Origin of the sequence: Kitasatospora nipponensis (assembly GCF_039528135.1) — a bacterium.
In the GTDB taxonomy this organism is placed as follows: domain Bacteria; phylum Actinomycetota; class Actinomycetes; order Streptomycetales; family Streptomycetaceae; genus Kitasatospora; species Kitasatospora nipponensis.
Genome location: NZ_BAAALF010000059.1, coordinates 1 through 25,616 on the forward strand (window position 1 = coordinate 1; position 25,616 = coordinate 25,616).

At 73.2% G+C, this 25,616-nt stretch carries 25 protein-coding genes; 7 read left to right on the top strand and 18 right to left on the bottom strand.

Annotation, left to right across the window (positions count from 1 at the left end):
- The 14 genes from ABD323_RS18105 to ABD323_RS18170 all read right to left on the bottom strand — a co-directional run.
- Positions 1-400, bottom strand: a 400-nt coding sequence (locus ABD323_RS18105; protein WP_344442703.1) for a thiamine pyrophosphate-dependent enzyme, incomplete at its 3' end; no start/stop codon positions are given.
- Entirely contained in the window at positions 397-1,353 is a 957-nt protein-coding gene (locus ABD323_RS18110; RefSeq protein ID WP_344442704.1) for a phytanoyl-CoA dioxygenase family protein, read from the bottom strand. The genes ABD323_RS18110 and ABD323_RS18105, both read right to left, overlap by 4 nt.
- An 85-nt stretch (positions 1,354-1,438) precedes the next feature.
- Positions 1,439-2,428, bottom strand: coding sequence for a 4-hydroxyphenylpyruvate dioxygenase (gene hppD, locus ABD323_RS18115; protein WP_344442706.1), 990 nt, complete (start codon positions 2,426-2,428; stop codon positions 1,439-1,441).
- Positions 2,429-2,527: 99 nt separating this feature from the next.
- A complete protein-coding gene (locus ABD323_RS18120) occupies positions 2,528-3,799 on the bottom strand; it encodes a beta-ketoacyl-[acyl-carrier-protein] synthase family protein (RefSeq protein ID WP_344442708.1) in 1,272 nt (423 codons plus the stop codon).
- Positions 3,796-5,415 (bottom strand): class I adenylate-forming enzyme family protein, encoded by a 1,620-nt coding sequence (locus ABD323_RS18125; RefSeq protein ID WP_344442710.1) that lies wholly within the window; start codon positions 5,413-5,415, stop codon positions 3,796-3,798. Before ABD323_RS18125 ends, ABD323_RS18120 begins: the two co-directional genes overlap by 4 nt.
- A 121-nt stretch (positions 5,416-5,536) precedes the next feature.
- A complete protein-coding gene (locus ABD323_RS18130) occupies positions 5,537-6,100 on the bottom strand; it encodes a hypothetical protein (protein ID WP_344442712.1) in 564 nt (187 codons plus the stop codon).
- The gene (locus ABD323_RS18135; protein ID WP_344442713.1) at positions 6,097-7,224 is read right to left on the bottom strand and encodes a beta-ketoacyl-[acyl-carrier-protein] synthase family protein; all 1,128 of its coding nucleotides are present in this window, start codon (positions 7,222-7,224) and stop codon (positions 6,097-6,099) included. The genes ABD323_RS18130 and ABD323_RS18135 overlap by 4 nt, the downstream gene beginning before the upstream one ends.
- Entirely contained in the window at positions 7,221-7,508 is a 288-nt protein-coding gene (locus ABD323_RS18140; protein WP_344442714.1) for an acyl carrier protein, read from the bottom strand. The genes ABD323_RS18135 and ABD323_RS18140 overlap by 4 nt, the downstream gene beginning before the upstream one ends.
- Positions 7,505-7,780 (bottom strand): acyl carrier protein, encoded by a 276-nt coding sequence (locus ABD323_RS18145; RefSeq protein WP_344442715.1) that lies wholly within the window; start codon positions 7,778-7,780, stop codon positions 7,505-7,507. The genes ABD323_RS18140 and ABD323_RS18145 overlap by 4 nt, the downstream gene beginning before the upstream one ends.
- Positions 7,781-7,837: 57 nt before the next feature.
- Complete coding sequence (locus ABD323_RS18150) at positions 7,838-9,226, bottom strand: class I adenylate-forming enzyme family protein (protein WP_344442717.1); 1,389 nt, start codon at positions 9,224-9,226, stop codon at positions 7,838-7,840.
- A gap of 268 nt (positions 9,227-9,494) precedes the next feature.
- A complete protein-coding gene (locus ABD323_RS18155) occupies positions 9,495-10,259 on the bottom strand; it encodes an ABC transporter permease (RefSeq protein WP_344442719.1) in 765 nt (254 codons plus the stop codon).
- A gap of 21 nt (positions 10,260-10,280) precedes the next feature.
- A complete protein-coding gene (locus ABD323_RS18160; protein ID WP_344442720.1) occupies positions 10,281-11,234 on the bottom strand; it encodes an ATP-binding cassette domain-containing protein in 954 nt (317 codons plus the stop codon).
- Between the two features lie 93 nt (positions 11,235-11,327).
- Complete coding sequence (locus ABD323_RS18165) at positions 11,328-12,509, bottom strand: glycosyltransferase (protein WP_344442721.1); 1,182 nt, start codon at positions 12,507-12,509, stop codon at positions 11,328-11,330.
- Positions 12,506-12,736, bottom strand: coding sequence for a hypothetical protein (locus ABD323_RS18170; protein ID WP_344442722.1), 231 nt, complete (start codon positions 12,734-12,736; stop codon positions 12,506-12,508). The genes ABD323_RS18165 and ABD323_RS18170 overlap by 4 nt, the downstream gene beginning before the upstream one ends.
- A gap of 196 nt (positions 12,737-12,932) precedes the next feature.
- Here ABD323_RS18170 and ABD323_RS18175 point away from each other — a divergent pair, with 196 nt between their 5' ends.
- The 4 genes from ABD323_RS18175 to ABD323_RS18190 all read left to right on the top strand — a co-directional run bounded on the left by ABD323_RS18175 (position 12,933) and on the right by ABD323_RS18190 (position 15,846).
- Positions 12,933-13,865: a 3-oxoacyl-[acyl-carrier-protein] synthase III C-terminal domain-containing protein gene (locus ABD323_RS18175; protein WP_344442724.1), complete on the top strand. Its 933-nt coding sequence runs from the start codon at positions 12,933-12,935 to the stop codon at positions 13,863-13,865.
- 82 nt (positions 13,866-13,947) lie between these two features.
- Complete coding sequence (locus ABD323_RS18180) at positions 13,948-14,247, top strand: phosphopantetheine-binding protein (protein WP_344442725.1); 300 nt, start codon at positions 13,948-13,950, stop codon at positions 14,245-14,247.
- A 4-nt stretch (positions 14,248-14,251) separates the two neighbouring features.
- Entirely contained in the window at positions 14,252-15,106 is an 855-nt protein-coding gene (locus tag ABD323_RS18185; RefSeq protein WP_344442727.1) for a hypothetical protein, read from the top strand.
- Positions 15,103-15,846, top strand: coding sequence for a 4'-phosphopantetheinyl transferase family protein (locus ABD323_RS18190; protein WP_344442728.1), 744 nt, complete (start codon positions 15,103-15,105; stop codon positions 15,844-15,846). Before ABD323_RS18185 ends, ABD323_RS18190 begins: the two co-directional genes overlap by 4 nt.
- A 57-nt stretch (positions 15,847-15,903) precedes the next feature.
- Here ABD323_RS18190 and ABD323_RS18195 read toward each other — a convergent pair whose 3' ends face one another.
- Together ABD323_RS18195 and ABD323_RS18200 are read right to left on the bottom strand one after the other, a co-directional pair.
- Positions 15,904-16,401, bottom strand: a complete 498-nt coding sequence (locus tag ABD323_RS18195; RefSeq protein ID WP_344442729.1) for a GNAT family N-acetyltransferase — start codon at positions 16,399-16,401, stop codon at positions 15,904-15,906.
- Positions 16,398-17,717 carry a DUF6271 family protein gene (locus ABD323_RS18200; RefSeq protein ID WP_344442731.1) on the bottom strand — a complete coding sequence of 440 codons (1,320 nt, stop codon included), beginning with the start codon at positions 17,715-17,717 and terminating at the stop codon, positions 16,398-16,400. Before ABD323_RS18200 ends, ABD323_RS18195 begins: the two co-directional genes overlap by 4 nt.
- Before the next feature lie 374 nt (positions 17,718-18,091).
- On the opposite strand from ABD323_RS18200, the gene ABD323_RS18205 reads away from it, so the two are divergent.
- The 3 genes from ABD323_RS18205 to ABD323_RS18215 all read left to right on the top strand — a co-directional run bounded on the left by ABD323_RS18205 (position 18,092) and on the right by ABD323_RS18215 (position 20,104).
- A complete protein-coding gene (locus tag ABD323_RS18205) occupies positions 18,092-18,484 on the top strand; it encodes a hypothetical protein (RefSeq protein ID WP_344442732.1) in 393 nt (130 codons plus the stop codon).
- A gap of 268 nt (positions 18,485-18,752) precedes the next feature.
- Complete coding sequence (locus ABD323_RS18210) at positions 18,753-19,328, top strand: hypothetical protein (RefSeq protein WP_344442733.1); 576 nt, start codon at positions 18,753-18,755, stop codon at positions 19,326-19,328.
- A gap of 398 nt (positions 19,329-19,726) precedes the next feature.
- Entirely contained in the window at positions 19,727-20,104 is a 378-nt protein-coding gene (locus tag ABD323_RS18215) for a hypothetical protein (RefSeq protein WP_344442734.1), read from the top strand.
- 339 nt (positions 20,105-20,443) lie between these two features.
- On the opposite strand, the gene ABD323_RS46045 is transcribed toward ABD323_RS18215, so the two are convergent.
- Positions 20,444-21,049, bottom strand: a complete 606-nt coding sequence (locus tag ABD323_RS46045; RefSeq protein ID WP_425556050.1) for an IS3 family transposase — start codon at positions 21,047-21,049, stop codon at positions 20,444-20,446.
- A 68-nt stretch (positions 21,050-21,117) separates the two neighbouring features.
- A complete protein-coding gene (locus ABD323_RS18230) occupies positions 21,118-25,467 on the bottom strand; it encodes an AAA family ATPase (RefSeq protein ID WP_344442736.1) in 4,350 nt (1,449 codons plus the stop codon).
- Positions 25,468-25,616: the final 149 nt, after the last annotated feature.

Genomic DNA, 25,616 nt, shown 5'->3' on the forward strand with positions numbered 1-25,616 from the left:
CGGCGCCGACCGCGATCGGGGCGCCCGCGCCGACGATGCCGTTGGCGCCCAGGATGCCGAGCGAGAAGTCGGCGGCGTGCATCGAGCCGCCCCGGCCCTGATTCAACCCGCCGGTGCGGCCGAGGAGTTCGGCCAGCAGCCGGTCCGGGGCCGCGCCCTTGGCGAGCACGTGGCCGTGGCCCCGGTGGGTGGAGGTGATCCGGTCCTGCGGGCGCAGCGCGGCGCAGACGCCGACCGCCACCGCTTCCTGCCCGATGTAGGGGTGGATGCCGCCGGTGATCGCCCCGGACTTCACCAGGCCGAGCGCCAGTTCCTCGAAGCCACGGATCAGCCGCAGCCTCCGGTAGCGCGCGGCGGGGGAGTCGAGGCCGTTGGAGTCGGGGTGGGCCGGGTGCGTCACGGGGTTCCCCGCCAGATGACCGGGCAGATCCGGGGATCGGCGTAGTCGGGGCGGCCGTCGGCGGTGCGGCGGACCACCACGTCGTGGTTGTAGGAGGCGGGGGTGCCGTCCGGGCGGGTGGCGTGGCGGTACTGGTTGGCACCGTCCTGCAGATGCAGCGAGACGGCCCGGCGCGGGGTGTCGGCCAGGTTGGCGCCGCTGCCGTGGTAGGTGCGGCAGTGGTGGAAGCTGACGTGCCCGCGCGGGATGACGACGGGGACCTTGCGCACCTGTTCGCCGTTGTGGTGGGCGTTGGCGGCGAGGATCGACTCGAGTTCGGAGCGGTCGCGCCGGGCGAAGTGCCGGGTGGCGTCCTCCCCGGAGGGCAGTTCCCGCCAGCGGTTGCTGCCGTCGACCATGGTGATGGTGCCGTTCGCCACCCCGCAGTCGTGGAAGGGGATGAAGGCGGTCAGCATGTCGTCCGAGGACGAGGTGTGCCAGTAGTGCTTGTCGAAGTGCCACGGCACCTGGTTGGAGGGCTCCTCGGGCACGGGCGGCTTGAGGATCAGGGTCGACTGGAAGATCCGGATCTCCTGGGCCCCGGCGAGCAGGGCGGCGACGGCGCCGACCAGGGGCTTGCGCAGGATCGCGGCGATCGCCTCGCTCTCGTAGTGCACGTAGTCGTTGTGTCGCTGGACCGGTCCGTGCGAGGGCTCCCAGGAGGCCAGGTTCGGCGGCCGGACGGCGAGGGTGCGGTCGCGGTGGCCTTCGTAGTACCGCTCGGTGGCCGCCTCGAGGGTGTCGAGCTCCTCGTCGGTGAACAGCCGCCGGGAGAGGTACCAGCCGCGCCCGCGGTAGCCGGCCACCTCCTCGGGCGTGGGGAGCAGGGCGCGCTCGGCCGGGGTCAGGACGAACTCGGCCCGGGGCAGGGCGGGCTCGCTGCGGGACACGGCGAACTCGGGTGCGGTGGTCATGGGGTGCTCCTCCTCGGAGGTCGGACGGAGGCGTCGCTCGCACGGGCCGCTCGCACGGGCCGCACGGACGGGCCGCGCCGGCGGGTCAGACGGTGGCGGCGGCGCGCTGGCGCTCGACGGCCTCGTAGAGAGCCTTGATGTTGGCGGTGCCGAAGGTGCCGGCGCCCTGGCGCTCGATCACCTCCAGGAAGAAGGTCCGCCGGGGGTGGGTCGAGCGGGCGAAGATCTGGAACAGCTGGCCGCCGTGGTCCTGGTCGACCAGGACGTCCAGCTCGCGCAGCGTCTCCACCGGGATCGCGGTGCCGCCCAGGCGCTCGGCCAGGCCGTCGTAGTAGGTGCCCGGGGTGGCGAGGAACTCGACGCCGCGCGACCTGGCGGTGCGGACGGCCGTGGCGATGTCGGCGGTGCGCAGCGCCAGGTGCTGGACGCCCGCGCCGTCGTGGTCGGCGAGGAAGGTGTCGATCTGGCCGGCCTGGCGGCTGGTGTCCGGTTCGATCAGGGTGAAGGTGACGTCCCCGGAGAGGCTCTGCACGACGCTGGAGTCCATCGCCTGCTCGCCCACCTCGATGTACTCGCCGAAGATCCGGTGGAAGCCGAGCGCGGCCTCGCAGAACCGCACGGCCTGCGCGAGCTGCCCGGCGGGCAGGCAGATGGCGGCGTGGTCGAGGGCCTCCAGCAGCTCGCCGCCGGTGCCGGCCGCGGCATCCTGCAGCGGCACGAAGCGCAGCGCGGTGTCGCCGAAGCCGGCGATCAGCCCGCCGGCCCGGTCCAGGACCACGGCGCCGTGCCGCTCGGCCCGCTCCAGCGCGGCCTGCGGGTCGGTGCAGCCGAGCGCCAGCGCGGCGACGCCCTCGCCGTGCCGCTCGACGTAGCGGGCCACCGGGTGATCGGTGTTCTCGCTGGAGCGCAGCCGCAGTCGGATGGTGCCCTGGTGGAGGTGGACGGCCCGCAGGCCAGGTCTCCACGCGGGCTGGTCGGCGTCGGGCAGGAAACCGAAGCGGGTCTGCAGGTCGGTGGCGGTCCGTGCGGCGTCCGCGCAGTGGTACTCGACGTGGGTGATCGTCTGGATGGACAACGGAGCTCCTGGCAGAAGGAGTTGAGAGCGGAGGGACGAGTGGCGGCGGGGGCGGAGAAGGCCCCGGCCGCGCGGTGCCCACGGGCGGGCCGGGGCGGCCTACTTGGTGGCGCGGGTGGGCGTCGGCCCGAAGACCAGACTGGTGTTGTGGCCGCCGAACGCGAAGGCGTTGCTCAGCGCGGCCCGCAGCTCGGCCGGCCGGGCGGCGCCGCGGACGTGGTCCAGGTCGCAACTCGGGTCGGGATCGGTCAGGTTGAGGGTGGGTGGGAGCAGTCCGCGGGCCACGGCCAGGGCGGTGACGGCGGCTTCCACCGCTCCGGCGGCGCCCAGCAGGTGGCCGGTGGCGCCCTTGGTGGAGCTGACGGCGGGCCGGTGCTCGCCGAACACCGCGTTCAGCGCGGCCGATTCGGCGACGTCCCCGAGCTTGGTGCCGGTGCCGTGGGCGTTGACGTAGCCGATGTCGGAGGCGGCCAGGCCGGCGCCGGCGAGGGCGGTGCGCATGGCGTCGGCAGCGCCCTCGCCGTCCGGGCGGGGCATGGTGGGGTGGTGGGCGTCGGTGGTCGAGCCCCAGCCGACCAGCTCGGCGTAGCCGGCCGCGCCCCGGGCGTCCGCGTGCTCGGCGCTCTCCAGCACCAGGACGGCGCTGCCCTCGCCCAGCACGAACCCGTTGCGGCGGGCGTCGAAGGGGCGGCTCGCCTGCGCCGGATCCTCCCAACCCTGGGCCAGGGCGCGGGCGTTGGTGAAGGCCGCGGCGATCGTCGGATGCAGCGAGGACTCGGTGCCGCCGCACACCACCACGTCGGCGTCGCCCGCCCGGATCAGGCGCAGCCCCTCGGCCACCGCCTGGGCGCCGGCCGCGCAGGCCGTCACGATCGCGGTGCTGTAGCCCCGGATCCCGTGCTTGATCGCCACCCGTGCGGTCGCCATGTTGGAGAGCATCCCCGGCAGCAGGTACGGGCTGACGCCGGGCCGGCCGCGCTCCAGCCGCCGGTGCGACTGCTGCTCGAAGGTCTCCAGGCCGCCGCCGCCGGTGGCCAGCACCACGGCGGTGCGGCGGGCGTCGACGTCGCGGCCCACCACCAGGTCCGCATCCGCCAGCGCGTCGTCCGCGGCGGCCAGGGCCAGCAGCACGAAGCGGTCCACGCAGCGGGTCTCGGTGGGCGGCAGCACCTCGCGGCCGTCGATGTGCGGGGCGATCCCGGCGGCGGGCAGCCACCCGTGCGCCGCGTGGCCCTGCGGCACCGCGACGATGCCGCTGCGCCCGGCGGTCAGCGCCCCGAACACCTCGGCGGGCCCGCGGCCCAGCGGGGTCACCAGGCCCATCCCGGTGACGACGGCGCCCGGCCGCCCCGGGGTCCGGCTCGCGGTCATCGGACGGCCACCGAGGCGAGGTAGCGCTCGCGCAGCAGGACCTTGCGGACCTTGCCGGTGGGGCCGAGCGGGATGTCGTCGCCGTCGACCACCAGGACCGAGCGGACGGTGGCGGCGGTGTGCTCCTCGAGCGCGGCGACGACCTCCTGCCGGCGGTCGGCGGCCGGGTCGGCGGCGTCCGCGAGCAGCAGCAGCACGTCGGTGACCACCCGGTCGCCGTCCTTCGCCGCCACGACCGTGCAGTCCAGGACGCCGGGGACGCGGGCCAGTACCCGTTCCTCGGACATCGCGGTGTACAGCCGCCGGCCCTCGCCGAGGTCGACCGAGTCCACCAACCGGTCGACGTGGTAGTAGAAGCCCTCCTCGTCCCGGTACATCAGGTCGCCGGTGAGGAAGCGGCCGCGCAGCCGGGTGCGGTAGGTGGTGACCGAGTCGTTCCAGTAGCCGGGCGCCAGCGTCGGGGAGGCGGTGGCGAGTTCGCCGACCTCGCCGGGGCCGAGCGGCTCGCCGTCCGGGCCGACCACCTCGCAGTCGACGAAGGTGTGCGGGCGGCCGACGCAGCGGCCGTACTTCTCGGTGCCCGGGGCGTGGGTGATGAAGAAGTGCGAGTGGCCCATCTCGGTCGAGCCCAGGCCGTCGACGAAGACCGAGCCCGGCTCGCGGCCGCGGCCCCGGCGGGTGACGGTCTCGCGCGAGCCGGTGGCGATCAGCCGGCGGATGTGCGCCTCGTGCGCGCAGTCCCCGGTGTTCCACCAGAGCGCGATCGTGCCCAGGTCGCGGGCGGCCAGGTCGTGGCGGGCGAGGTCGGCCCAGGTGGTGGCGAAGCCGATCACGCCGCGCGGCTGCCAGCTCTCGATGGCGTCCAGCACGCCGGCGCCGGACTGCTGGGAGAGCAGGGCGAGTTCACCGTGCGTACTGAGGGCGAAGTTCACCGCGATGACGGTGGCCGCGTGCGGGACGGGCAGCGCGCTGAGCATCCGGTCCGAGCCCTGGGGGCGCGGCAGGGTGGCACGGTGGCGGATCGCCGCGTACAGGCTGGCGTGCGAGTGCACCACGGCCTTGGGCATGCCGGTGGTGCCGGAGGAGTGGGTGATCGCCACCGGGTCGCCCGGGGCGTGCCGGTACGGCGCGGGCGCCGCGTCCGGATCGCCGCTGCCGAGCTCGGAGGCGTCGGCGAGCACCGGGGCCGCCGGGTCGTGCCCGGCCAGCTCGGCCCGGTGCTCGGGGTCGGTGAGGATGCCGACGGCGCCGAGGCGGGCGATGTAGCGGGCCGCGCGCTCGCCGGCCACCCCGGGGTTGAGCAGCGCCGGGATCGCACCGAGCCGGACCAGGGCCAGGAAGGAGAGGACGTGGTCGGCGGCGGCGGTCGCGTACACCACCACCGGGTCCCGCCGGCCCACCCCCAGGGCGTGCAGCGCGGCCGCCCGGGCCCGGACGGCGCGGTCCACCTCGCGCAGGGTGAGGGCCTGCCAGGCCGCGTGGTCGTCCACCGCGGTGTCGAAGGTCAGCAGCGGGTCGTCCAGACCCAGGCCCAGGGCGATCCTGCTGGTCAGCACGTTCCCCGCGCCGACGTCCGGGTCGCCTGCCAGGAGGCTGCGGATACTGCGGATGCTCATGGTGATGGATCCCTCCCCATGGTGCTGGCCATGCGGGTGCGGTGCGCGGCGTCTGGGACGCGGACGGACGGGGTGGCTGGAGTGGATGCGCGCTCAGGGGCGCGCCGGTGGGTTCAGGCGGTCAGGCGGAGGTGACCAGGACGGCGGTGGCGTGTTCGGTGCCCCGGGCCGGTCCGGCCTGTTCCGCGGCGATGACCAGGACCTGGTCGGCGTCGCCGTCCGCGAGGAGCAGGGCGGCCAACTCCAGTGCGTCCGCCGGGATCTGGCCGGGTGCGGCGGCCTCCCGCGGGCAGCTGGCGACGACCGGGCCGGTCAGTGCCCAGCGGGCGGCGATGTGCCCGAGGACCGCGTTGGGGTTGGACTGGAAGAAGAGCAGCGGCGGCATCCGGCGCCCGGAGGCGGCCGCGGTGTCGATGGCCAGGGCGGTGGCGCGGTCCCCTGCGGCGCTGGCGAGGACCAGCCCCGTGCGGTCGGTCGCGGGTGGTGGCGACGGCCGGTCCCCGCCCGCTTCGTGCGGGCCGCTGCCCGCCCGGGCCGTGTCGCGGTGCCGGCTGAGGCAGAGCTCGGCGACGGCCGCGACCAGGGGGTTGAAGGTGGAGGCCGAGAAGCCGGGCACCGCGGGCAGCTCGGCGCTCCCCTGCGGGGGCGGCCAGGTCGCGGTGGCGAGCGTGCGCAGTGGGTTCATGCGGCGGCGACCAGGAGTGCGGTGTTGGCGCCGCCGAACGCCGAGTTGAGGCTGAGGGCGTAGCGGGGCTGCTCCCGGCGCCCTCCCGCCAGGACGAGGTTGAGGCCGATCTCCGGGTCGGGGCCCAGCCAGCCGGCGTTGACCGGTAGCCGCTCGCTGTCCAACGCCGCGATGGTGACGACGAGTTCGAGGAGCGCCGAGGCCTCCAGGGCGTGGCCGTGGACGGACTTGCTCGAGCTGACCGGCAGTGCCTCCAGGGCCTGGCCGAACACATCGCGCAGTGCCCGGGCCTCGGCCAGATCGGACAGCGGCGAACCGGTGCCGTTGGCGTTGATGTAGCCCACCTCGCCCGGGGCGACACCCGCCCGGGCCAGCGCGGACCGGACGGCCCTGGCCACGCCCTCGCCGTCGGGGCGTGGACGGCACACGTGATGGGCGTCCCCGGACCGGCCCCAGCCGGCGAGCCGGGCCAGCGGGGGTGCCCCGCGCCGTGCGGCGGCGGTGTCCGCTTCGATGACCACGGCCGCCGCGGCGTCGCCGAGCAGGGTGCCGCTGCGCCCGCTGCTGAACGGCCGCAGCTCTCCGTCGCGCGACAGCGCCCGGCCAGCGTCGAAGGCCGCGAAGACGCCAGGCTCCACCAGGTGCCCGGCCGCGACCACCACCCGGGGGTGCCGGCCGGCGGCGAGCAGGGCGGCGGCGTCGGCCACCGCGGTGGAGGCCGCCACGCAGGCGCCGGTGTAGACGCGGCTCACCCCGGGCAGGCCCAGGGCGGCGGATCCCCTGGTCACGGCCTCGGCCACCTCGCCGGTGCGCAGATCGCTGTGCAGGGCCAGCAGCAGCGGCGTGTCGCCGGGCCCGGCGGGTAACCCGGCCTGGTGGCACGCGTCGGCGAGGGCGGCGAGGACCGCTCGGGCGAGCGGCGGGGCGTCGGGCAGCAGGGCCGCCCGCCGGGTATTGCGTCCACGGACGTCGAAGCGGGTCACCTCGGTGAAGCCGGCCGTGCCCTGGGCGGTCGCGGCCGCCAGCGGCGCGAGCCCGGGGCCGAAGGCGCTGAGTACCCCGAGACCGGTGAACACCGGCCGCGGCGCCGGCGGTGCGCTGGTCCTCCTGACCGCGGTACTCATGACCGGGCGACCCCACCCGTTGCGGTGGCCCCGATGGCGGGGGCGGGGGCGGTGGCGAGGACGGCCTCGCGCAGCACCGCGACGGCGTCGTCCACCGTGCGGACGGCCTCGAACCGCTCGTCGGAGAGTTCCAGGACGACGTCGTAGCGCTGCTCGAACTCGGCTGTAAGCCACGTGAGTTCGAGGGATCCAAGGGCCTCGGGGACACTGTCCGCGGTGCGCTTGCCGAACGCCGCCAGCATCTCCACCACCTCGGCCCGGTCCGGCGGCACGGGCGCGCTCACGCGAGGCTGCCGGAGGCGCTCGGGGCGGCGGCCACCCGTCGGGCCACGTCGGCGGTGAACTGGTCCAGGGTCATCAGCGCGGTGCTCTCCATCTCGTCGAGGTCGAACTTGACCCCGAACTCGTCCTCGACCTGCACCGACAGGTCGGCCAGTGCCAGCGACTCCAGGTCGAGCCCGGCCGGGCCGAGGTCGGTGTCGCCGGTGACCTCGCTGACGTCGTAGTTCATCTCGGCGAGTGCGGCGAGGACGAACTCGCGGATGCGCTCGTGCATGGTGGTGCTCCTCGTGCTGTGTCGGGGACCGGTGCGGTGGTGCGGGCGCGCGACGGATCAGCGTGCGCGCGCTGCGGCGTCGTGCAGCACGGTGGTGTCGCGCACGAGCTTGCCGGTGGCGGTGCGGGGCAGCGCCGGGAGGAACGAGAGCTGTCGGGGCCGCTTGTAGGAGGCCAGTTCACGGGTCAGGGCGTCGCGGACGGCGTCGCGGACGACGGCCGGGTCGGCGGTGGCGGGGCCGGCGGCGGGCTCGGTGGCCAGGTAGGCCTCGATGGCGCCGTTCTCGAAGACCACCACCGCCTCGCGGACCTCCGGCAGGCCGGCGAGGGTCTGCTCGACCTCGGTGAGGTCGACCTTGAGGCCGCCGATGGAGACCTGGGAGTCGCGGCGGCCCAGGACGGTCACCCGGCCGTGCCGCGGGTCGACCCGGGCGGCGTCCCGGGTGTGCAGCCAGCCGTTTGACCAGCGGGTGGGGTCGGACAGGCCGGGGTAGGGGGAGTCGGCCATGGCGATGTGCAGTTCGCCGCCGTCCTCGCGCAGCTCCATGCCGTGCACCGGTTCGACCTGCGGGTGCAGGCTGCCGTCGAGGTCGGTGGCGATGACGCCGAGTTCGGTCATCCCGTACATGGTGCCCAGGGGCACCTTGAAGCGGGCGGTGAAGGCGGCGGGCAGCGCGGGGCGGACCAGCTCGCCGGCGACGATCATCCGGCGCAGCTGCGGCAGCGCCGGGGGAGCGGTGGCGCCGGCCAGCAGTTCGGCGTGGAACGGGACGCCGATCACCGTGGTGGGCCGGTCGTCCTCGGCGATGGCGGCCAGGATCCCGGCCGGCGTCATCCGCTCCGGGACGGTCAGCGGTACCCGGGCGTGCAGGCTGTTGAGCAGTCCGCCCACCAGGCCCAGGACGTGCACGACGGAGGAGAGCAGGACGACCCTCTCACCGGCCTCGGGGAAGAGCGCGAGCCGCCGGTAGCAGTCGAGTTCGCGCAGCAGGTCGGCGGCGGTGCGGGCGATCACCTTGGCGGGGCCGGTGGAGCCCGAGCTGAGCTGGAGCAGGGCGTGGTCGGTCGCCGCGGGGCGGCCGCCGGGACGGGCGAGCGGCACGGGGTCGGTCTCGGTGAAGCCGCGCAGTGCCGCGGCGGGGCGGTGCGCCGACTCCACCAGCACCTGGGGGGCCAGCCGTTCGAGGGCGAGCCCGACCTCGTGATCGGTGAGCCGGTGGTCCAGCAGGAGCACCTGCGCGCCCAGCCGCCAGCAGGCCAGCAGTGCGGTGGTGTAGCCGAGCGAGGGTGCCAGCCGCAGGGCGGCCGTGCCGCCGGTCGTCAGACCTGCGGCCCGGAGCCGTTCGGTCTGCTCGGCGACGAGTGCGCGCAGGGTGGTGCGGTCGACGGGGGTGCCGAAGCGCAGGCACTCCTCGTCATCGGGGCCGGCCAGGAGGAGGTGATCCACCCAGTCCTGCGGGGCCTTGGCGGTCGGGGCCCCGGTCGGCAGGGGAGGAAGGGAAGAAGAGCGGGTCAACGCCACTCCACGAAGGGGGAGGTTGATGGACGCCGGTCACAACTGACGTGATCGGTTCGATTCCTGACGATTGCACAGACGATCGAGCAAAGCAAGGTCTAGACCATTGGGTGGTCGCCTGTCGCGCCGCCGAGCCGGATCCGGGCCGCTGTGGGAACCGTGCCGCTACCCGATCCGCGCCGCTGTGGGAACCGCGCCGCTACCGGATCCGGGCCGAGAAGAGCCGGGCCGACCAGAAGACCGCCCCGGTCGTCATCACCACGACGATCAGCAGCCCCTGCCAGACCACGCTGTCACCGGTGTTGCCGGAGAAGAGCGCCCGCATGCCCTCCACCGCCCAGTAGAAGGGGTTCCACTTGGCCATCGTCTGCAGCCACATCGGCGCGAGCGCCAGCGGCAGCAGCACGCCGGAGAGCAGGGCGATGGGTTGGGCGAGGGTGTTCACCACCGGCGCCATCGCGGCGTCGTTGGGCAGGACCAGCGCGATGCCGTACGAGATGGCCGAGGTCATCAGTGCCAGCAGGCCGAGCAACAGGTAGGCCAGCACCAGGTTCAGCGGGTCGACGCGCAGGCCGAACGGCAGCGCGATCAGCGTGATGATGACCGCCTGGGCGAGCAGTGCCACCATCTCGCGCAGCGCCCGCCCCAGCAGCAGGGCGAGCCGGCTGACCGGGGTCACCCGGGAGCGCTCGATGATGCCGGCCTTCAGCTCGCCGAGCAGGCTGAACCCGGTGTAGAGCCCGCCGAAGATGCAGAGCACCGCCAACAGGCCCGGGACGTATATCTGGTAGGCCTCGGCATAGGTGGTGGCACCCATGGGTTCGAGCACCTTCTTGAGCATCGGGGCGAACAGCAGCAGGTAGAAGATCGGCTGGATCACCCCGACGACGATCCAGATCGGTGTACGCCACATCAGCAGCAACTGCCGCTGGAAGACCAGCCAGGTGTCACGGGCGAGCTTCACGGAAGGGACCCCAGGGGATTGTCAGGACTGTTCGATGGAGCGGCCGGTGCGGGCCAGGAACACGTCGTCCAGGCTCGGCCGTTGGAGCTGGACGGTGCCGGGGACGATCCCCGCCCCGTCCAGCACACGCAGCACCTGCGGTATGGCCGCGGCGCCGTCGTGCAGGTAGAGCCGTAGCCCGTCCTCGACCTGCTCCAGCCGGTGCAGGTCGGCCTGGTCGCGCAGGGCCTCGGCCGCGGGCCTGATCTCGCCGGCGGCGACTCCGAGCAGGACGACGTCGCCGGAGATCTCGCGCTTGAGCGCCTCGGGCGTGCCCTCGGCGACGACCTGGCCGTGGTCGACGATCGCGACCCGGTCGCAGAGCGCGTCGGCCTCCTCCAGGTAGTGGGTGGTCACCACCACCGTCATGCCCTCGGTGCGCAGCCGCTTGATCTCGGCCCACACCTGGCTGCGGCTGGCCGGGTCGAGTCCCACCGTCGGCTCGTCGAGGAAGAGCACCTGCGGGGCGTGGATCACCCCGAGGGCGATGTCCACCCTGCGGCGCTGGCCGCCGGAGTAGGTGGCACACGGACGGTCGGCGAACTCGGTGAGGTCGAAGGCCGCCAGGGCGTCCTCGGTCCGTCGGTGGGCCTCGGCCTTGCCGCTGCCGTACATCCTGGCCTGCAGCACCAGTTCCTCGCGGGCGGTGACCGCGTCGGCGGTGCCGCCGCCCTGGGCGACGTAGCCGATCCGTCGGCGGACCTGGGCCGGGTCGGCCAGCAGGTCGGCGCCGGCGATCACGGCTTCGCCGCCGTCCGGGCGGATGAGCGTGGCGAGCATGCGCAGGGTGGTCGTCTTCCCGGCGCCGTTGGGGCCGAGGAATCCGAAGACTTCACGGGTCCGGACGTCCAGGTCGATACCGCGGACGGCATCGACCACCTGGTGGCCGCGTTTTCCGGACGGATAGGACTTACGAAGTCCCTTGGTCTCGATCAACCAGAACTCCCGTGCAGGGATGGGATGCGGGGGCTCCTGGGAACCGGTGCTTCGGCTTCACACTAGAGGTTCAGGCCCCCGGGAAACAATGGCCTAGACCAACTGAAGGGATGTCGGTGAGCCCGTGACCAGTGCTTCCAGCCGGTCGGCGGCCGCCACCGCCCCTCCACCGGAGAGCAGTTGATGTCCGATCAGCCGTGCGGCCGTGCGGTGGGAGGTCTCCTCGAGCACCCGCCGCAGCCGCTCGGCGATGACCTGGGGGCCGACCCGGGCGAACGGAACCCGCAGGCCGGCCCCGGCCTCGGCGACCCGCTGCGCCACGAACGGCTGGTCGTTGCGGATCGGCGCCATCAACAGCGGGACACCGTGCGCCAGCGACTCGCCCACGGTGTTCATCCCGCCGTGGCAGAGCACCGCGTCCAGCGCGCCCTTCGACAGCAGCTCCAGGACCGGCGCCCGTTCGACCGCCACCACGGAGTCCGGGAGGTCGGCGGGCAGCGCCCCGCGCGGCGCGGCGATCACGGCCTGGATGCCCTCGCCGTGGTGGGCCAGGGCCCGCACGGTGCGGTCCAGGAAGTCGGCGCCGACCGCGTCCGACATGGTTCCCATGGTGACCAGGACGGTGCGCCGGCCGGGGTCCAGCCGCTCCCACGGGAACTTCGCATCCGCCGGACGCTCGGTCAGCACCGGTCCCACCAGCGCGTACTGCGGCGGCGTGGGCAGGTCGCCGAGCAGCGCCCGGCCGGTGGTGGCCAGCACCAGGTCCGGCGAGAACCGCGGGTCGGTGTACTCGGCGACCGGCAGCCCGGCCCGCCGCCACAGCCCTTCCAGCAGGCCCGTCATCCAGGCCTCGACCCGCGGCAGGGCCCGGTAGGGGCGGCCCAGCTCCATGGCCCCCGGCGCGAAGCTCGCCCACGGCAGTGCGTGCCGGTGCGCGACCAGCGCGCCCGCCGGGGTGTGCTGGTCCACCAGCAGCGCATCGGGCCGGAACTCCCGCACCACGGCGTCCAGCGGCTTCGCGGTGAACCGCGCGTACGGGACGACGAAGCCCTCCCACAGCGAGCGCAGCGAGGCCAGGCCGTGGCCCCCCAGCGCCCGGAACGCCCGGGTGCCGGTGCCGAAGACCCGCGCGTGCGGACCGAGCAGCGGCTGCAACACCGTCTCGGTGCCGGTCCAGGCCACCTCGTGGCCGCGCGCGACCAGCTCCCTCGCGATGCCGGACGCCGGGTTGACGTGCCCGGTCAGCGGGGGCACCACCAGCAGGAAGCGGCTCATCGGCGCACCAGCTCCGCCAGGTCGCCGACGGTCAGCGCGGCCAGCGCATCCAGGTCCAGGCCGGCCCGCAGCGCGCCCAGATCGGCGCCGAAGCGCTCCCGCAGCAAGGTGTCCAGGACGGCGAACTCGGTTTCGTCCAGCGCCAGATCGGCGTCGAGCCGGGCCTGGGGGACCACCGACTGTGCCCAATCGGGCAACGCGTCGGCGGCTGCGACCAGCAGCGCCACGAGCTCCGGGTCCACGGCGGACGGCGGTCCGCAGGGCGTGTCGGGTGGCATATTCGGATCGGTTCCGGGGTGTACGAAGGAAGGCCGGATGTCAGTCATCGGGGGCTCCACCTGCTCGACGGCACGGGGGCGAAAGGGAGGGCTCCGGGTCGGTGATCACTTGTGCGACCTGCGGAGCGTGGGAATACTAGCCCGGGTGACCGCACTGGAGGCAGTGGCCGTCCACCTCCCCCCACGACTCGAATCGATCGAGGACGTGGGCGCGCGGATCGGCCTGACCCCACGTCAACTTCGACTCTTCCGCCGCTTCCACGGCCTGGACCGGGTACGCCTGGACCCGGACGGGACGCTGCTCGACCTGCTGGACGCCGCGCTCCGGGCCCTGCCCGAGCTGCGCGGCAACGAACACCGGGTCCGGTACCTGCTGCACGCGCGCAGCATGCCGGTCGCGGTGCCCTATCCGCTCAACCCGCTGCACCGGCTCCAGGAACGCTTCGGCCTCACCGGTGCCAACGCGTTCACCGTCACCCAGCAGGCCTGCGCGGCCTCGTTGCTGGCCGTCGACCTCGCCGGGCGACTCCTGGCGGACGACGGCGATCCGTCGGCGCTGGCCCTGGTGGTGGCGGGGGAGAAGACCTTCACCCTGGACGCCCAGCTCGTCCCGGACACCTCGATCTTCGCGGAGGCCTCGGCGGCCTGCCTGGTCAGCCCCGGCGGCACCCGTGACCGCGTGCTCTCCTACGCGGTGCGCCAGCGGCCCGAGTTCGACGGCCGGCTGGCCGAGGACCCGCAGCTGCTGGCGCGCTACCAGCGGGAGTACCAGTCCACCATGATCGAGACCCTGGAGGCCGCGCTCGACCAAGCTGGTCTGGACCTCTCCGGAATCGTGTTGCTGCTTCCGCACAACGTCAACCAGGCATCCTGGCGCATGATCTGCCGTCAGTTGGGCTATCCGCTCGACCGGGTGGTGCTGGACAACGTGCCCTCGGTGGGGCACAGTTTCGCTGCAGACGCCTTCATCAACCTCCGCAGCGCCATCACCGGCGGAGTGCTCCGGCCGGGCGATCACTACCTGATGGCCGCCGCCGGCGTCGGCGCCACCTTCTCGGCCATGGTCCTGCGGCACTGACGCGCCGACAGCGCACCGTCGCCGCGCCCGCCACGGCGCCTCGCCACCGCATCCCCATCACCCACCACGGGACGGTCCACCCATGTCAGACTCCGCCCTCTCCACCACCGCACCGGTCGACACCGAGCTGCGCGGCCGCATCAGGCGCGGCATCGAGGACGTGCTACCCCGCATTCTCAAGATCGAGCTCGCCGACATCCCCGAGAACGCCTGCTTCTTCGACGACCTCGGCCTCACCTCGTCCGGCACCATCGAGCTGGTCCTCGAGATCGAGGAGGAGCTCGACGTCCAGATCGACATCGAGCACCTCGGCGTGGACGACCTGCGCTCGATCGGCAGCCTCACCGACTACGTCGCCGGGCACCTCGTCGACGGGGACTGACCCGGTGCCCGCCGCCGAGTCCCGGGGCCTGCGCGTCACCAGGGCGGTCTGCGCCGGGTTCGAGGGCCGCTCCGAAGCCTCGCTCCACCCTGACCTGCGGACCTTCGTCGGCGACCTGGTCCGCCCGTACGGCCTGCCCCTGCGCGAGGACCTGCTGAGCGAGGGGGTCGGACACGACTACGGGCAGATGGCCGAGGGCCTCCTGGGCAGGGCCCTGCCCGCGGGCGAGCCCGCGGACCTGTTGATCCTCGCCTTCTCCTCCCCGGACGTGCGGCCCGGCGCCCCCGCCGCCCTCCACCTCAGCCGCCACTGCCCCGGGCAGCCGACGGCCTTCGCCGTCTGCGACCAGGGCAGCGCGGCGGCGTTCACCGCCTTTCGGATCGCCGCCGCCCACCACCGCACCGGTGGCTGTCGGCGGGCGGTGATCGTGCTCGCCGAGCAGAGCGCCCTGCACTACCAGCCCGCCGAGCCCGTCGGCCTGCCCCAGGAGCACCGGGCCGTCGTCCTGGTCTGCGAGGAGAGCGCGGGGGAGGGCCTGCGGGTCCGGCAGCAGGCGCAGGCGGACGGCTCGCAGGCCCTGCGGTCAGCACTCGCCGACCATCGGCAACGGGGCCGGGGGGCCCGCCTGTTGCTGGCCGCGGACCTGGCCGGCGCCGCCCGGATGGCCGACCGGACGGCCGACCTCGACGCGCACGGCGGCCCCGAGGCCGTCGAGAGCGCCCGACCGGGACAGCCGTTCACCGGAGTCTGGACCCTGCTGGCCGACCGCCTCGCACGGCGCCCCGAAGCCGGTGGCCCGCTGCTGGTCGCCGACCACGACCGGCGCCTGGGCAGGCTCAGCACCCTGACGCTGCCGTGACCGCCGATCCCGTGGCCGAGGCGGCCGCCGCCGACGCTGCCGCCGATGTGATCGACCTCTGGACCATCGCCACCGACCAGCCGCCGGCCGTCGTGCGCCGACTGCGAGGCCTGCTCGACCGCGAGGAACGCGACCGGGCCGACCGGGCCCACGACCCGGTCCAGGGCGCGCGCTTCACCGTGGTCAGGGGCGCGGTGCGCCTGCTGGTCGCCGACCGGCTCGGCACCGGCGCCGCCGACGTCGTGTGGCAGCGCGGCCCGCACGGCAAACCCGCGCCCGTCCTGTCGCCCGGATCCGGGCGGACCCACGTCAACTGGTCCGCCTCGGGCGCCCTCGCGGTCCTGGCCGTCGCCGACGGGCGCCGGGTCGGCGCGGACGTCGAGGAGATCCACCCACCCGGCGTCGGCGCGCGGATCGCCCGCCGCCACTTCCCGGCCCCCGACGCCGCGCTCGTCCTCCACGCCCCGACCCCGGCGGAGAGCGCGGAGCGCTTCACCCGGCTCTGGTGCCGTCGCGAGGCCTGCGTCAAGGTCCACGGCGGCCGGCTCGCCCAGGGCCTGGGCCTGGCGCTCGCCGGTCCCTCGCCGCTGCGCCTGGCCCACGCGGGCGCGCTGGGGCCCGGCCCGCTGTGGCTGGCCGACGTCAGGGTGCCGGGCCCGTTCCACGCGGCGGTCGCCGCCGACGTGGACCGTCCCTTCACCGTCCGCCAGCGCGGCTGGGTCGCCCCGCGCCTGCCCTGAACGGCCGCGCGTGGCGAGCCGTCCAGGGACCCCCGCAGGTCAGGGCACTGCCATCGATCACCGCACCGGCATCGACATGTAGACCGCACGCCGCCCGTAGGACGCGGGGACGGCCACCTCCCGGTGCGCGCGGTAGCCGAGCAGCCGCAGCAGGATGTCCGCGCCGCGCACCGCGACCATCGAGATCTGCTGGAAGCCCGCCTCCACGGCCCGCGCCCGGACGTACCCCATGAAGTCCTCCGCGACCTCCCGGCCGCGCAGGTCCTCGGCGATCACCAGGTCGTGCACGTGCAGGTTGCCCGACTCGAACGCGGTGGACTCCGCCTCGGCGAGGTCCGGGCAGCGCAGCGGCGGGTACGGCAGGCTCAGCAGGTAGCCGCGGACCGCGCCGTGCTGCTCCAGCACGAAGCAGGTCCCCGGCGAGGCGAGGGCGCGGGACTGCAGTGCCTCCCGGCCCTCGGAGAGGCCGTCGGCCGCGTAGGCGTCGTGTTCCAGCGCGACCACGGCGTCCCAGTCGTCGTCGATCAGCTGCCGGATCAGGAACTCCCCGCTCACCCGGTGGCCCCGTCCGCACCGAGGCCCTCCGCACGGGCGGCGGCCACCATCCCCGCCCAGGCCTCCACCAGCACCGCCCAGCGCTCGGCGTCCTCCTGGGCCTCGTCCAGGAGCTGCCGGCGCTGACCGGCCACCACGTCCGCGAGCTCGGCGTACTTGCCGCCCAGCTTGCGGTAGGAGCGGTCCACCACGTCCAGGCAGTGCTCGTTGCCGGCCCGGTCCCAGTCGAAGGTGCCCCGCACCAGGTCGAGGATCGGCTCGACCTTCAGCTCGTTCCGCTCGTCCAGCATCCCGCGGCCGAGGTCGATCATCCCGCCGTAGACCGGGTACAGGTACAGCATCGAGAGCAGGAACTTGACGAACCGCATCTGGTACGAGATGAAGCCGGCGCCGATGCGGCGCTCGGGGGTGTAGTAGTTGACGATGTGGCGCTTGTGGACGACGCCGGGCAGCCGGGCGTGGACCAGGGCGTGCAGCAGGGCGTAGTCGCTGCCGATGGTCTGGATCGAGGGCAGCAGCGGCAGCACCTCGTAAGCCCGGTGGTCCAGGGCGATGTTGCACATGTAGACGTCCCAGATGTCGGGCACGCCCAGGACGGAGTCGTCGGTGCCGAACGGCTCGGAGCCGGCGCCCTTGAAGGAGACGTCCACCATCGCGTCCCGCTCCTCCTGCGACCACACCGGCGGCGTCCACAGACGCACCAGGTCGCGGTAGACGTCCGGGTCCATCTCGTGGATCTCGCCGATGTCCACGTTGAGTTCGCCGATGAAGGAGCCGCTGACCAGCATCACCGGCTTGTCCGCGTCGGCCGGGTCGAGCTCGGAGCGGGACACGCCGGCCACCGCCTCGCCGGCGGGCCGGCCGATCGAGAGCAACTCGTGGTGGATCGGGAACATCGGGCGACCATCGACGACCTGGTAGTCGAAGTCGTCGTTGCGCAGGTGCGCCGAGGTGCAGCCCAGGGCGGCCGCGCCCAGGAAGAGCCGGTTGACGCAGGACCCGTACGCGACGGCCTTCGGGAGCATCAGGTCGAGCAGCAGCTCGGGGTCGGCCGCGCCGGAGCCCTTGGCCACCCGGCTCAGGAACTCCCGCTGCCGCGCCTCGCCGAGGTGGTGGACGAACACGCCGGGCGTGGGCGCGAGGGAGGCCACGGCGGCCGCGTTCTTCGCGAACTCGGCGGCGTCGGTGGTGTCGAGGACGAGGAGGTGAACCTCCACCCCGAAGGTCGCGACGGCGTAGGCCGCCTCCGCGGCGAGGTCCACGATAGTGCCGGGGCAGGCACGCATGGTGGGCAGGGCGAGGCAGACTCGTTGCATGGTGTGAGGACTCTCCGTCTGATCGTCAGATGCGGTGCGGCAGGCGTCAGTTGGGCGCGACATGCTGTCCTGGACGGCGGCTGGGACCGGCCCGTCAGGTCGCCACGGACGAGGCCACCGGTGAGGTCACGGCGCTGCGGCGGAGCCCGGCGGGGGCGCGGGGCACCGCCCGGCTCCCGCGGATGACCTTGTTTCACCACATTGGACTAGACCAACTGTGTTGTCAATGGGGTGCTTTCGAAGATCGCCCGACGCCCGCCGACACTGCCCGATGGGGCAGGTGTCCGCGCCCTCGCGCGGACGGCGCCGGGGCCCGTCGCGGGGCAGGCCTCGAGCCGCCGGCCGGGGGGTGCGGCCGACGGCTCGAGGGGTCGGTGGGGCGGTGGGGCGGTGCGGGCCCGGCCCCGGACGGCTTCGGTTTCCTGCGGTCGTGGCTCACCACCGACGAGGCTACCTGCGGCGATCGGCAGCACCAGCTGCGTCTGTTCCTTGCCCGCAGCTTCGAGATCGATCCCGGGACCAGTGGGGACTCGGCGTTCCTCGACGAGCTGGAAACCACCCCCGAATTCGCGCAGGCGGTCCGCACGGCCGCTGCCTGCCACCGCTTGACCGACGAACTGTCCAGGATCAGACCGGAGTTCACGGTGGACCGCATCCTGCCCGAGCGGATCGCGGACCTACTGATCGACCACTGGGGCTGCACCGTCGCCGACGCCGATTTCCACGCGCTGGACCGTGGGTTCGTCAAGCTCGCACCGAGGACCTGACGCCCCGGACGTACTGCCCCGCCTGGGCGCTGCAACGACGTCGGACCGCGCGGGCGACCCCTCCCGGGCTCGTGCCGAAGCCCGCCGTCGGCGCGGGGTACGGACGGCGACGGCCGGGCTCGGCCGGTCCCGGGGCGGCCTGAGCAGCAAGACATCTCATGTTGCGGGTCACCGTCGACGCCTGCCGACCTGGTCGCGGACCTGGTGAGTTCGGAGTAGTCCATACCGGCATCGGGCGGTGTCGGATGGCGTGGCTACCATGCCCGGCATGGGCTACACCACGACATTCACCGGTCAGATCGCCGTCGAGCCGCCGCTCAACGAGCAGGAGAACGCCTACCTGCGGAAGTTCGCCGGGACCCGGCGAATGAACCGTGACAACGGCCCTTACTTCGTCGACGGCACCGGCTACGCGGGACAGGGCCGCGACGCCGACATCCGCGAGTACAGCGAGCCCTCGGAGGGCCAGCCCGGCCTGTGGTGCCAGTGGGAGCCAACGGATGACGGGGCAGCGATCGAATGGAATCGGACCGAGAAGTTCTACGACTCACCCCAGTGGATGACATACCTGATCGATCACTTCCTCAAGCCGGGCGCCCACGCCCAAGGCGAGCCGGGGTTCGAGAGCTTCACCTTCGATCACCTGCTCAACGGTGTGATCGACGCGCAGGGCGCGGAGGACTGGGACACTTGGCAGTTGACAGTGCGTGACAACGAGGTGTCCGCTTCCGGGCCCGTGGAGCCCGAAACGGTGTGGCTTTGTGGAGGCTGCATCACGGAGATTGCTGATGAGGACACCATCTGCTGCCCAGGGGCGGAACCGATGCTGTCGTACGTCGTGTAAGAAGCGACTCCCAAAGCGGACGTAGTGTCACCCGCGCGTTGCACGCCTAGCACAGGTGGACGTCGTTGTTCTTCGCCCAGCGCAGGATCTTCTTGCCGTTGTGGGCGGCCTGTGCGGTCAGAGCAACTGGCGCGGTCAGACGCGGGGGCTCTCGACGGGCCGGTCCTGCTCCGTTGCGCCAGGCTGAGCGCAATGAAGGCGCTGCACGAGCTGGCGCTGTACGAGCTCAAGCTCCGCTCCCTTCACGAAGGGAGCCCGGCATAGCCCATCGTTCGTCAACTCACTATCAAATGGCTGGTATTGGCCTCCCCCTCACCGCTCCTACCACTCCTAGGCTGGGTCCTAGCCGACGGGGGGCGTAGGGCTCTCTCGTCATGTCCAGATGGGGGACCCCGTTCATGCTGACTCGCCGTACGTCCCTGCGATCCGCTGTAGCCGTCCTCGGCGTCGGTGCCGCGATCGCCCTGTCCACGACCGTCGCCACGCCCGCTTTCGCCGCCAACGAGGGCACCTACTACGGAACCTGGGGCAGCTGCGCCGCCACCGAGGAGATTCAGGTGCAGTACGTCCAGGGCGGCTACCACGACCAGATGGAGTTCTTCCCGACAACCACCGGTGCCCGTTGCGGGTACAGGCTCCTCAACAACGGCAACATCATCTGGGCCTCTCCCAGCGCGGGAACCGGGTGGGTCTACGACGGTCCGACCAACTACATGTGTCCGCAGATCTACGACCTGAGCACGGGCATCGTCAAGTGGCAGGGCGTGTGCAACTGAGGGCCTGAGCCTCCCTCCACGGGCACCCGTTCGAGATGCGCCTCGGCGCCCGCCCGTGACCGCCCGCTCGTCGGCCCGCTGTCCCCACGGGACAGCGGCCCGACAGGGTTCCCCCGAGCGACTCGCCGACCACAGGGGTACCGGATGGAATGGACGCCTCGGGCTGTCAGGCCATTCCCGGCGTCGGCCCCAGCCGACGGTCTGCCCGCGGTGACGGGCGTCCAGGAAGTCATCTCATTCGGAGCTTGAGGTGTGCATCTTCCAAGCCGGTGTTGCGTCCACTGGTTGAACCTGGTTTCACTTCCGCGGTCAGTGTGCATGATGCAGCCGGGCTGCAGGTCACCGCGGCCGGCAGCCATCTTCAGGGCATCGGTAACCAGTTCGGCGAGGTGGCGGTCTGCCATCGATCGCGTAGCCGATCACCTCACGGGTCGCCAGGTCGATGACGGTGGCCAGGTACCACCAGCCCTCGATCGTCGGAAGATACGTGATGTCGCCGACGAGTTTCCGGCCGGGCCCGGCAGCGGCGAAGTCGCGGCCGACCAGGGCGGGGGCCGGGGCGGCCCTCGTGTCCTGCTTCGTCAGGTGGCGGCGCCTGCGGCGGGTGATCCCGCGGATGTCGCGCTCGCGCATGATCCGCTCGACCCCCTTCCGGTTGATGCCGCGGCCCTGCCTGCGCAGGGCCGCATGCACCCGGGGTGCGCTGTAGGCGCCCCGGGAAGCGGCGTGGCCTTCCCGGAGCCGACCGGCCAACTCGTCCTCAGTGGACTGCCGTTCGGCGCAGGCCGGTCGTGACGCGAGCCCCGAGTAGTAGGTGGAGCGGTTGACGCCCAGCACGCGGCACGGCAGCGCGACGCCGTAGCCGTCGGGGTTGTCCTTGGCGGCCTCCGCATCGATGAAGAGGCACACCGCGCCTACTTCACGATCTCCCGGGATGCCGCACACCGACCGCAGGGTGGCGCTCCTGCGCGACGTGGTGCGCCAGTCGTGACCCCAGGTCGCCGCCTCTCCACTCACAGCGCGCTCAGATCGATCCCGACGAGCGCGAAGCCCGCGTTTCCGCCGACGGCAAGCCCGTAGGTGTCGCCGGGGGCCCCGCGCACGGCGGCGAGAGCGTGGACGGCCTGGGTGGTCCTCATGTGCAGGAGGCATCGGGGTGAGAAGGGGTCCCAGATCCGCACGGACCCCGCTCGGTCGCCGCTGGCGAGCAACGCTCGGCCTTCGGGGCCCGGGAACGAGATCAAGGCTCCCACCCGGGTGTCATGACCGGTCAGCGGCCGACCGATCGGGGTGGCGTCCAGCGGGTCCCACATTTGCACGACCCCCCCACGGTGGCCACTTACCAGCAGCGTCCGGCCCGCCGGGTCGACGAGGGGCAGCAGGGACGTGACCTCGCCCGTGAGCCCGACCGGATGCTCAGCAACCTGTGCGCCGGTCTGCGGGTTCCACACCCGTACCACTCCGTCGGCATGGCAAGCGGCCAGCAGTGCCCGGCCGTCCGGTGCGGCGAACGAGACCACTGCCGACACCCCCGTCGACGCCCCCTCCCCATGAGCGACGAGCCTGGTGCGGAGCTCCTTGCCGGCTGGACCCCAGATGCGTATCACCCCGTCACCGTGGCCGCTTGCCAGACGCAGCCGACCGTGATGGTCGGTGAACCACGTCGCCGCCCACACGGAACTGCCGAAGCCTGCCTCGAATCTGGTGACCTGCGCGCCGGTCAGCGGGTTCCACAGCAGCAGGTCTCCTCTGACGTGGCCGCTGGCCAGCAGCGGCCGCCCCGACCGACCGACGCGTGGCACCAGTGCCGTGACCGCGTAGACGCTTCCGGGGGTCAGGTACCGCCCGAGCTGGGTGCCGCTCCGCAGGTCCCACACCCGTACCGTCCCGTCGCCCTCGCCGCTCGCCAGCAGCGGACGGCCGCGTCGGTCCGTGAACGACGCCAGGGCGCGTACTTCCCCCGAGGTGTGGACCGGGTACTCGCCGGCGGCTCTGTCGGCCAGCGGGTCCCAGACCCGTGCCGTCCCGTCGTCGCCGCCGCTCGCCAGCAGAGCCCGGCCTTCCGGGTCGGGGAACGTCACCAGGGAGGAGACCCCGCCCAGGTGTCCGGTCCGGTGCTCGCCGAGCCGGGTGCCGGTCTGCGGGTCCCAGACCCGTATCATCCCGTCGTCGCCGCCGCTCGCCAGCAGAGCCCGGCCTTCCGGGTCGGGGAACGTCACCAGGGACGCGACCGCGCCCAGGTGTCCGCTCAGGCGCTCACCGGCCGGCGTGCCCGTCAGCGCGTCCCAGAGCCGCACCGTCTCGTCGCCGCCGCTCGCCAGCAGCGGGCGGCCGTCCCGGTCCGTGAACGACGTCAAGCACCACGTCCCGTAGCGGTGGCTGTAGATCCGCTTGCCTGGCTGTGTGCCGGTCAGCGGGTCCCACACCAGCACGTCCCCACCGTTACCGCTGCTTGCCAGCAGCACGCGACCGTCCCGGTCCGTGAACGAGGTCAGCGCGGTGACGCCGGGATGGCCGGTCAGCCGCTCGCCGACCGGTGCACCGGTCAGCGGATCCCATACCTGTACCGTCCCGTCGTCGCTGCCGCTCGCCAGCAGGGGGCGGCCGTCCGGGTCCGTGAACGTGACCAGGGACCAGATCGTGCCCCCGTGGCCGCGTAGCCGTTCACCGGCAGGCGTGCCGGCCAGCGGATCCCATACCTGGAGCAGCCCGTCGTTGCTGCCGCTCGCCAGCAACGGGCGGCCGTCCCGGTCCGTGAAGGCGGCCAAGGCATGGACGCCGTTGGTGCCCGTCGGGTACTCGCCGACCTGGGTGCCGGTCAACGGATCACAGACCCGCACGACCCCGTCGCTGCCGCCGAGTGCGAGCAGACGACGGCCGTCCGGGCCCGGGAACACGGTCAGCGAGGCCAGGCCCGTGCCGGTGGCGGCTGCCACGTTTCCCGTCCGGTGCAAGCGGCTGAACCACGGGAGGACGACCGCGTCACCCTGGGCTGGGGCCCCGGTCGTCGCCAGGGCGAACTGAAGGCTGGTCACTCGGGTCTGCCAGTCGGCGCCGTGCAGGAAGGGCTCGATGCCGGCCCAGGCGGCGAGCGTGCGTCGGTCGGGTGCGGGGATGAGCGGCAGACCGAGGCGTCCGAGGATCCGGCCGTCGGTGTCCCAGGGCAGGAACGCCGCGGGCAGGTGGGCATCGTCCAGCACGCCACCGAGGTCTGCGTGCTGGACGAGGTGGCGTCGGACGTAGGGGTGCGGGGGGACGTCCGGCCCGGTCACGGCGAGCTTCGCGAGCCGTTCGGCGATCCGGCGGTGCACGGGCGTGTGCGGGGCCGACCGGTCCCTGGCCGCCGCCCGTCCGCTCGCCCAGAGGTCGAGCCGGTGGGGCTCGTCGCGGAGTACTTCGGCGAGGCGCTCGTGGGCGAGGCGGTACACGGTGCGGCCGTCCTCACCGTCCTGGGTGAGGTAGCCGGCCAGACGGCCGGCGAGGAGTTCGGCGATGGCGGCGTCCGCGTCCGGCAGCGTGCGGTCCAGGACGGCTTCGGCAACTGCGGGCCAGACCGGTCCCCAGGGGATCCCGGCGCCCTGGGCGAAGGCCGCGGCCTGCAGCAGGCCGACGGCGGTGCCCGGGGTCAGGTGGTGTCCCGCCAGTCCGCGCAGGTCCTGGCGGAGCAGGCCGACCAGGCCCTGGTCGATGGATTCCCACCAGTGCGGGTCGTCGAGCAGGTCGGCGGGGGAGTCGTCCTCGCGGAGCTGGCCGGCGGCGAACCGGGCGTCCAGGAACGATATCCGGGGGATGTGCCGGGTGATGCGCGCCGCCGTCGCGGCGGGGTCGACGCCGGTGTCGACGAGGTCGGTGAGCAGGGCCTCCAGATAGGACCGGATGTCGCCCACCGTCTCGGGGCCGTCGGTGCGGAGTTCGACGGGTGGCAGGCCGCCGGATCGGAGGCTGAGGGCGCGGCGGAGCTGATCGAGGAGGGCCGTGTCCCGTGCGGGATGTGTGGGCGGCGGGCTCCCCACCGTGGTGGAGAGGTGGCTGCGGACGCCGATGACCAGCCTCGGGGAGCCCTCCTCGACCTGGGCGAGCGGCGCGATGAGCCCACTGATCAGCAGGCCGGGGGCTTCGGCTTCGTCGATGCCGTCGATGACGAACACGGGCTGTCGGCCCGCGCGGCCCAGTTCGCGCAGCGCGGTCAGCAGGGCGCCGCGAAGGGAGGCGAGCCAGTCCTTGCCCGGCTCGGGCGCAGGGGCGTCGTGCCCGATGCCTTCGAGGAGGAAGGCGGTGACCTGCTCGACACTGCGCCGACGGGCCAGGACCGCCACGTCGACGGAGCCCGGTGGGGGGACGGTGTCCCCGGGGGAGGCCTCGACGGCCCGAGCATAGGCGGGGTCAGCACGGAAGGTGGGGTCGGCGAAGGTCACGGCGCGGGCGATGACGGCTGACTTGCCGCTGCCGGCGGTACCGGTGACGACCAGCGACGGGCTGTGCCCGGGCGGGGGCCCCTCCCGGAGGAATCCGGCCAGGGCGGTGGTGAGCGGGCGCCGTCCCCGGAAGTACCAGCCCGGGTCGCTGCGGTGGGGGCGACCGCTGGCCCGGCCGGTCCAGTAGTCCAACTCCTGACGGGTGACGGCGAGCTGGCTGCGCTGCGCATCCACCAGGCGGTCCGTGCGGCGGTAGCCGGGGTTCGGCAGGCACAGGTGCGCCGCGCGGGAGCCGTCCGTCCCGAGCAGTTGCAGGGGTGCCGTGAGCCCGGTGCGCTGGGCCGCGGTGTAGAGCTGCTCCATGAAGTCGCTGACACTCAGGTACTCGGCCGTCAGACCGGCTGTGGTGCTCAACTGCCGGTGCACTTGGCCGAGGAGGGTGGCGAAGTCGGTGACGCCGACCGTGGTGGCAACACCGGTGGTGGCGACGACGGCAAGCGTGGGGCTTCCGAAACGGCGAACATCCAGGTCGTGGGCCAGCTCGGCGAGTCCGATGCCGACGCCACCGGCATAGCAGGTGTTGACCATGACCAGCACGTGCTCGGCACGCGAGTCGATCGCGGCGCCGATGAGGTCGGCGGTGCGGTAGGCGGTGGCGGTCAGCCGGTCACGGTCGGTTCCGGGCAAGAGGAGGAAGTGGCTCCCCGCCGCGGTGGCCTCGCCGTGACCGGATACGAACAGGACCAAGGCGTCGCCCGCCGGGGCCTCGCGCAGGTCACTGGCGTGCAGGAAGCCGTCGATGTCGCTGCGCCTGGAGAGACCGGTCGCGTGCTCGGCGGTGAAGCGTCGACGGCCCAGGGCAGGATCGCACCACCAGGCCTCCAGGGCACGCAGTTGCTCCTTCATCCCGTCGGTGAAGGCCTCGTCACCATCCTGATAGCCCGTCACGACGACTGTCAGAAGACGGCGTTGCGTTCGGTCGGTTTCGGGAACGGCCTCTCGCGCGCTCGTCATGGCCGTTAGTGTGCTGCACGAGCAACGGGTGAGGGGGAGAATCCGTGAAGGACACCAGTGGTCCCCTCCGGCACCCGGAGGCC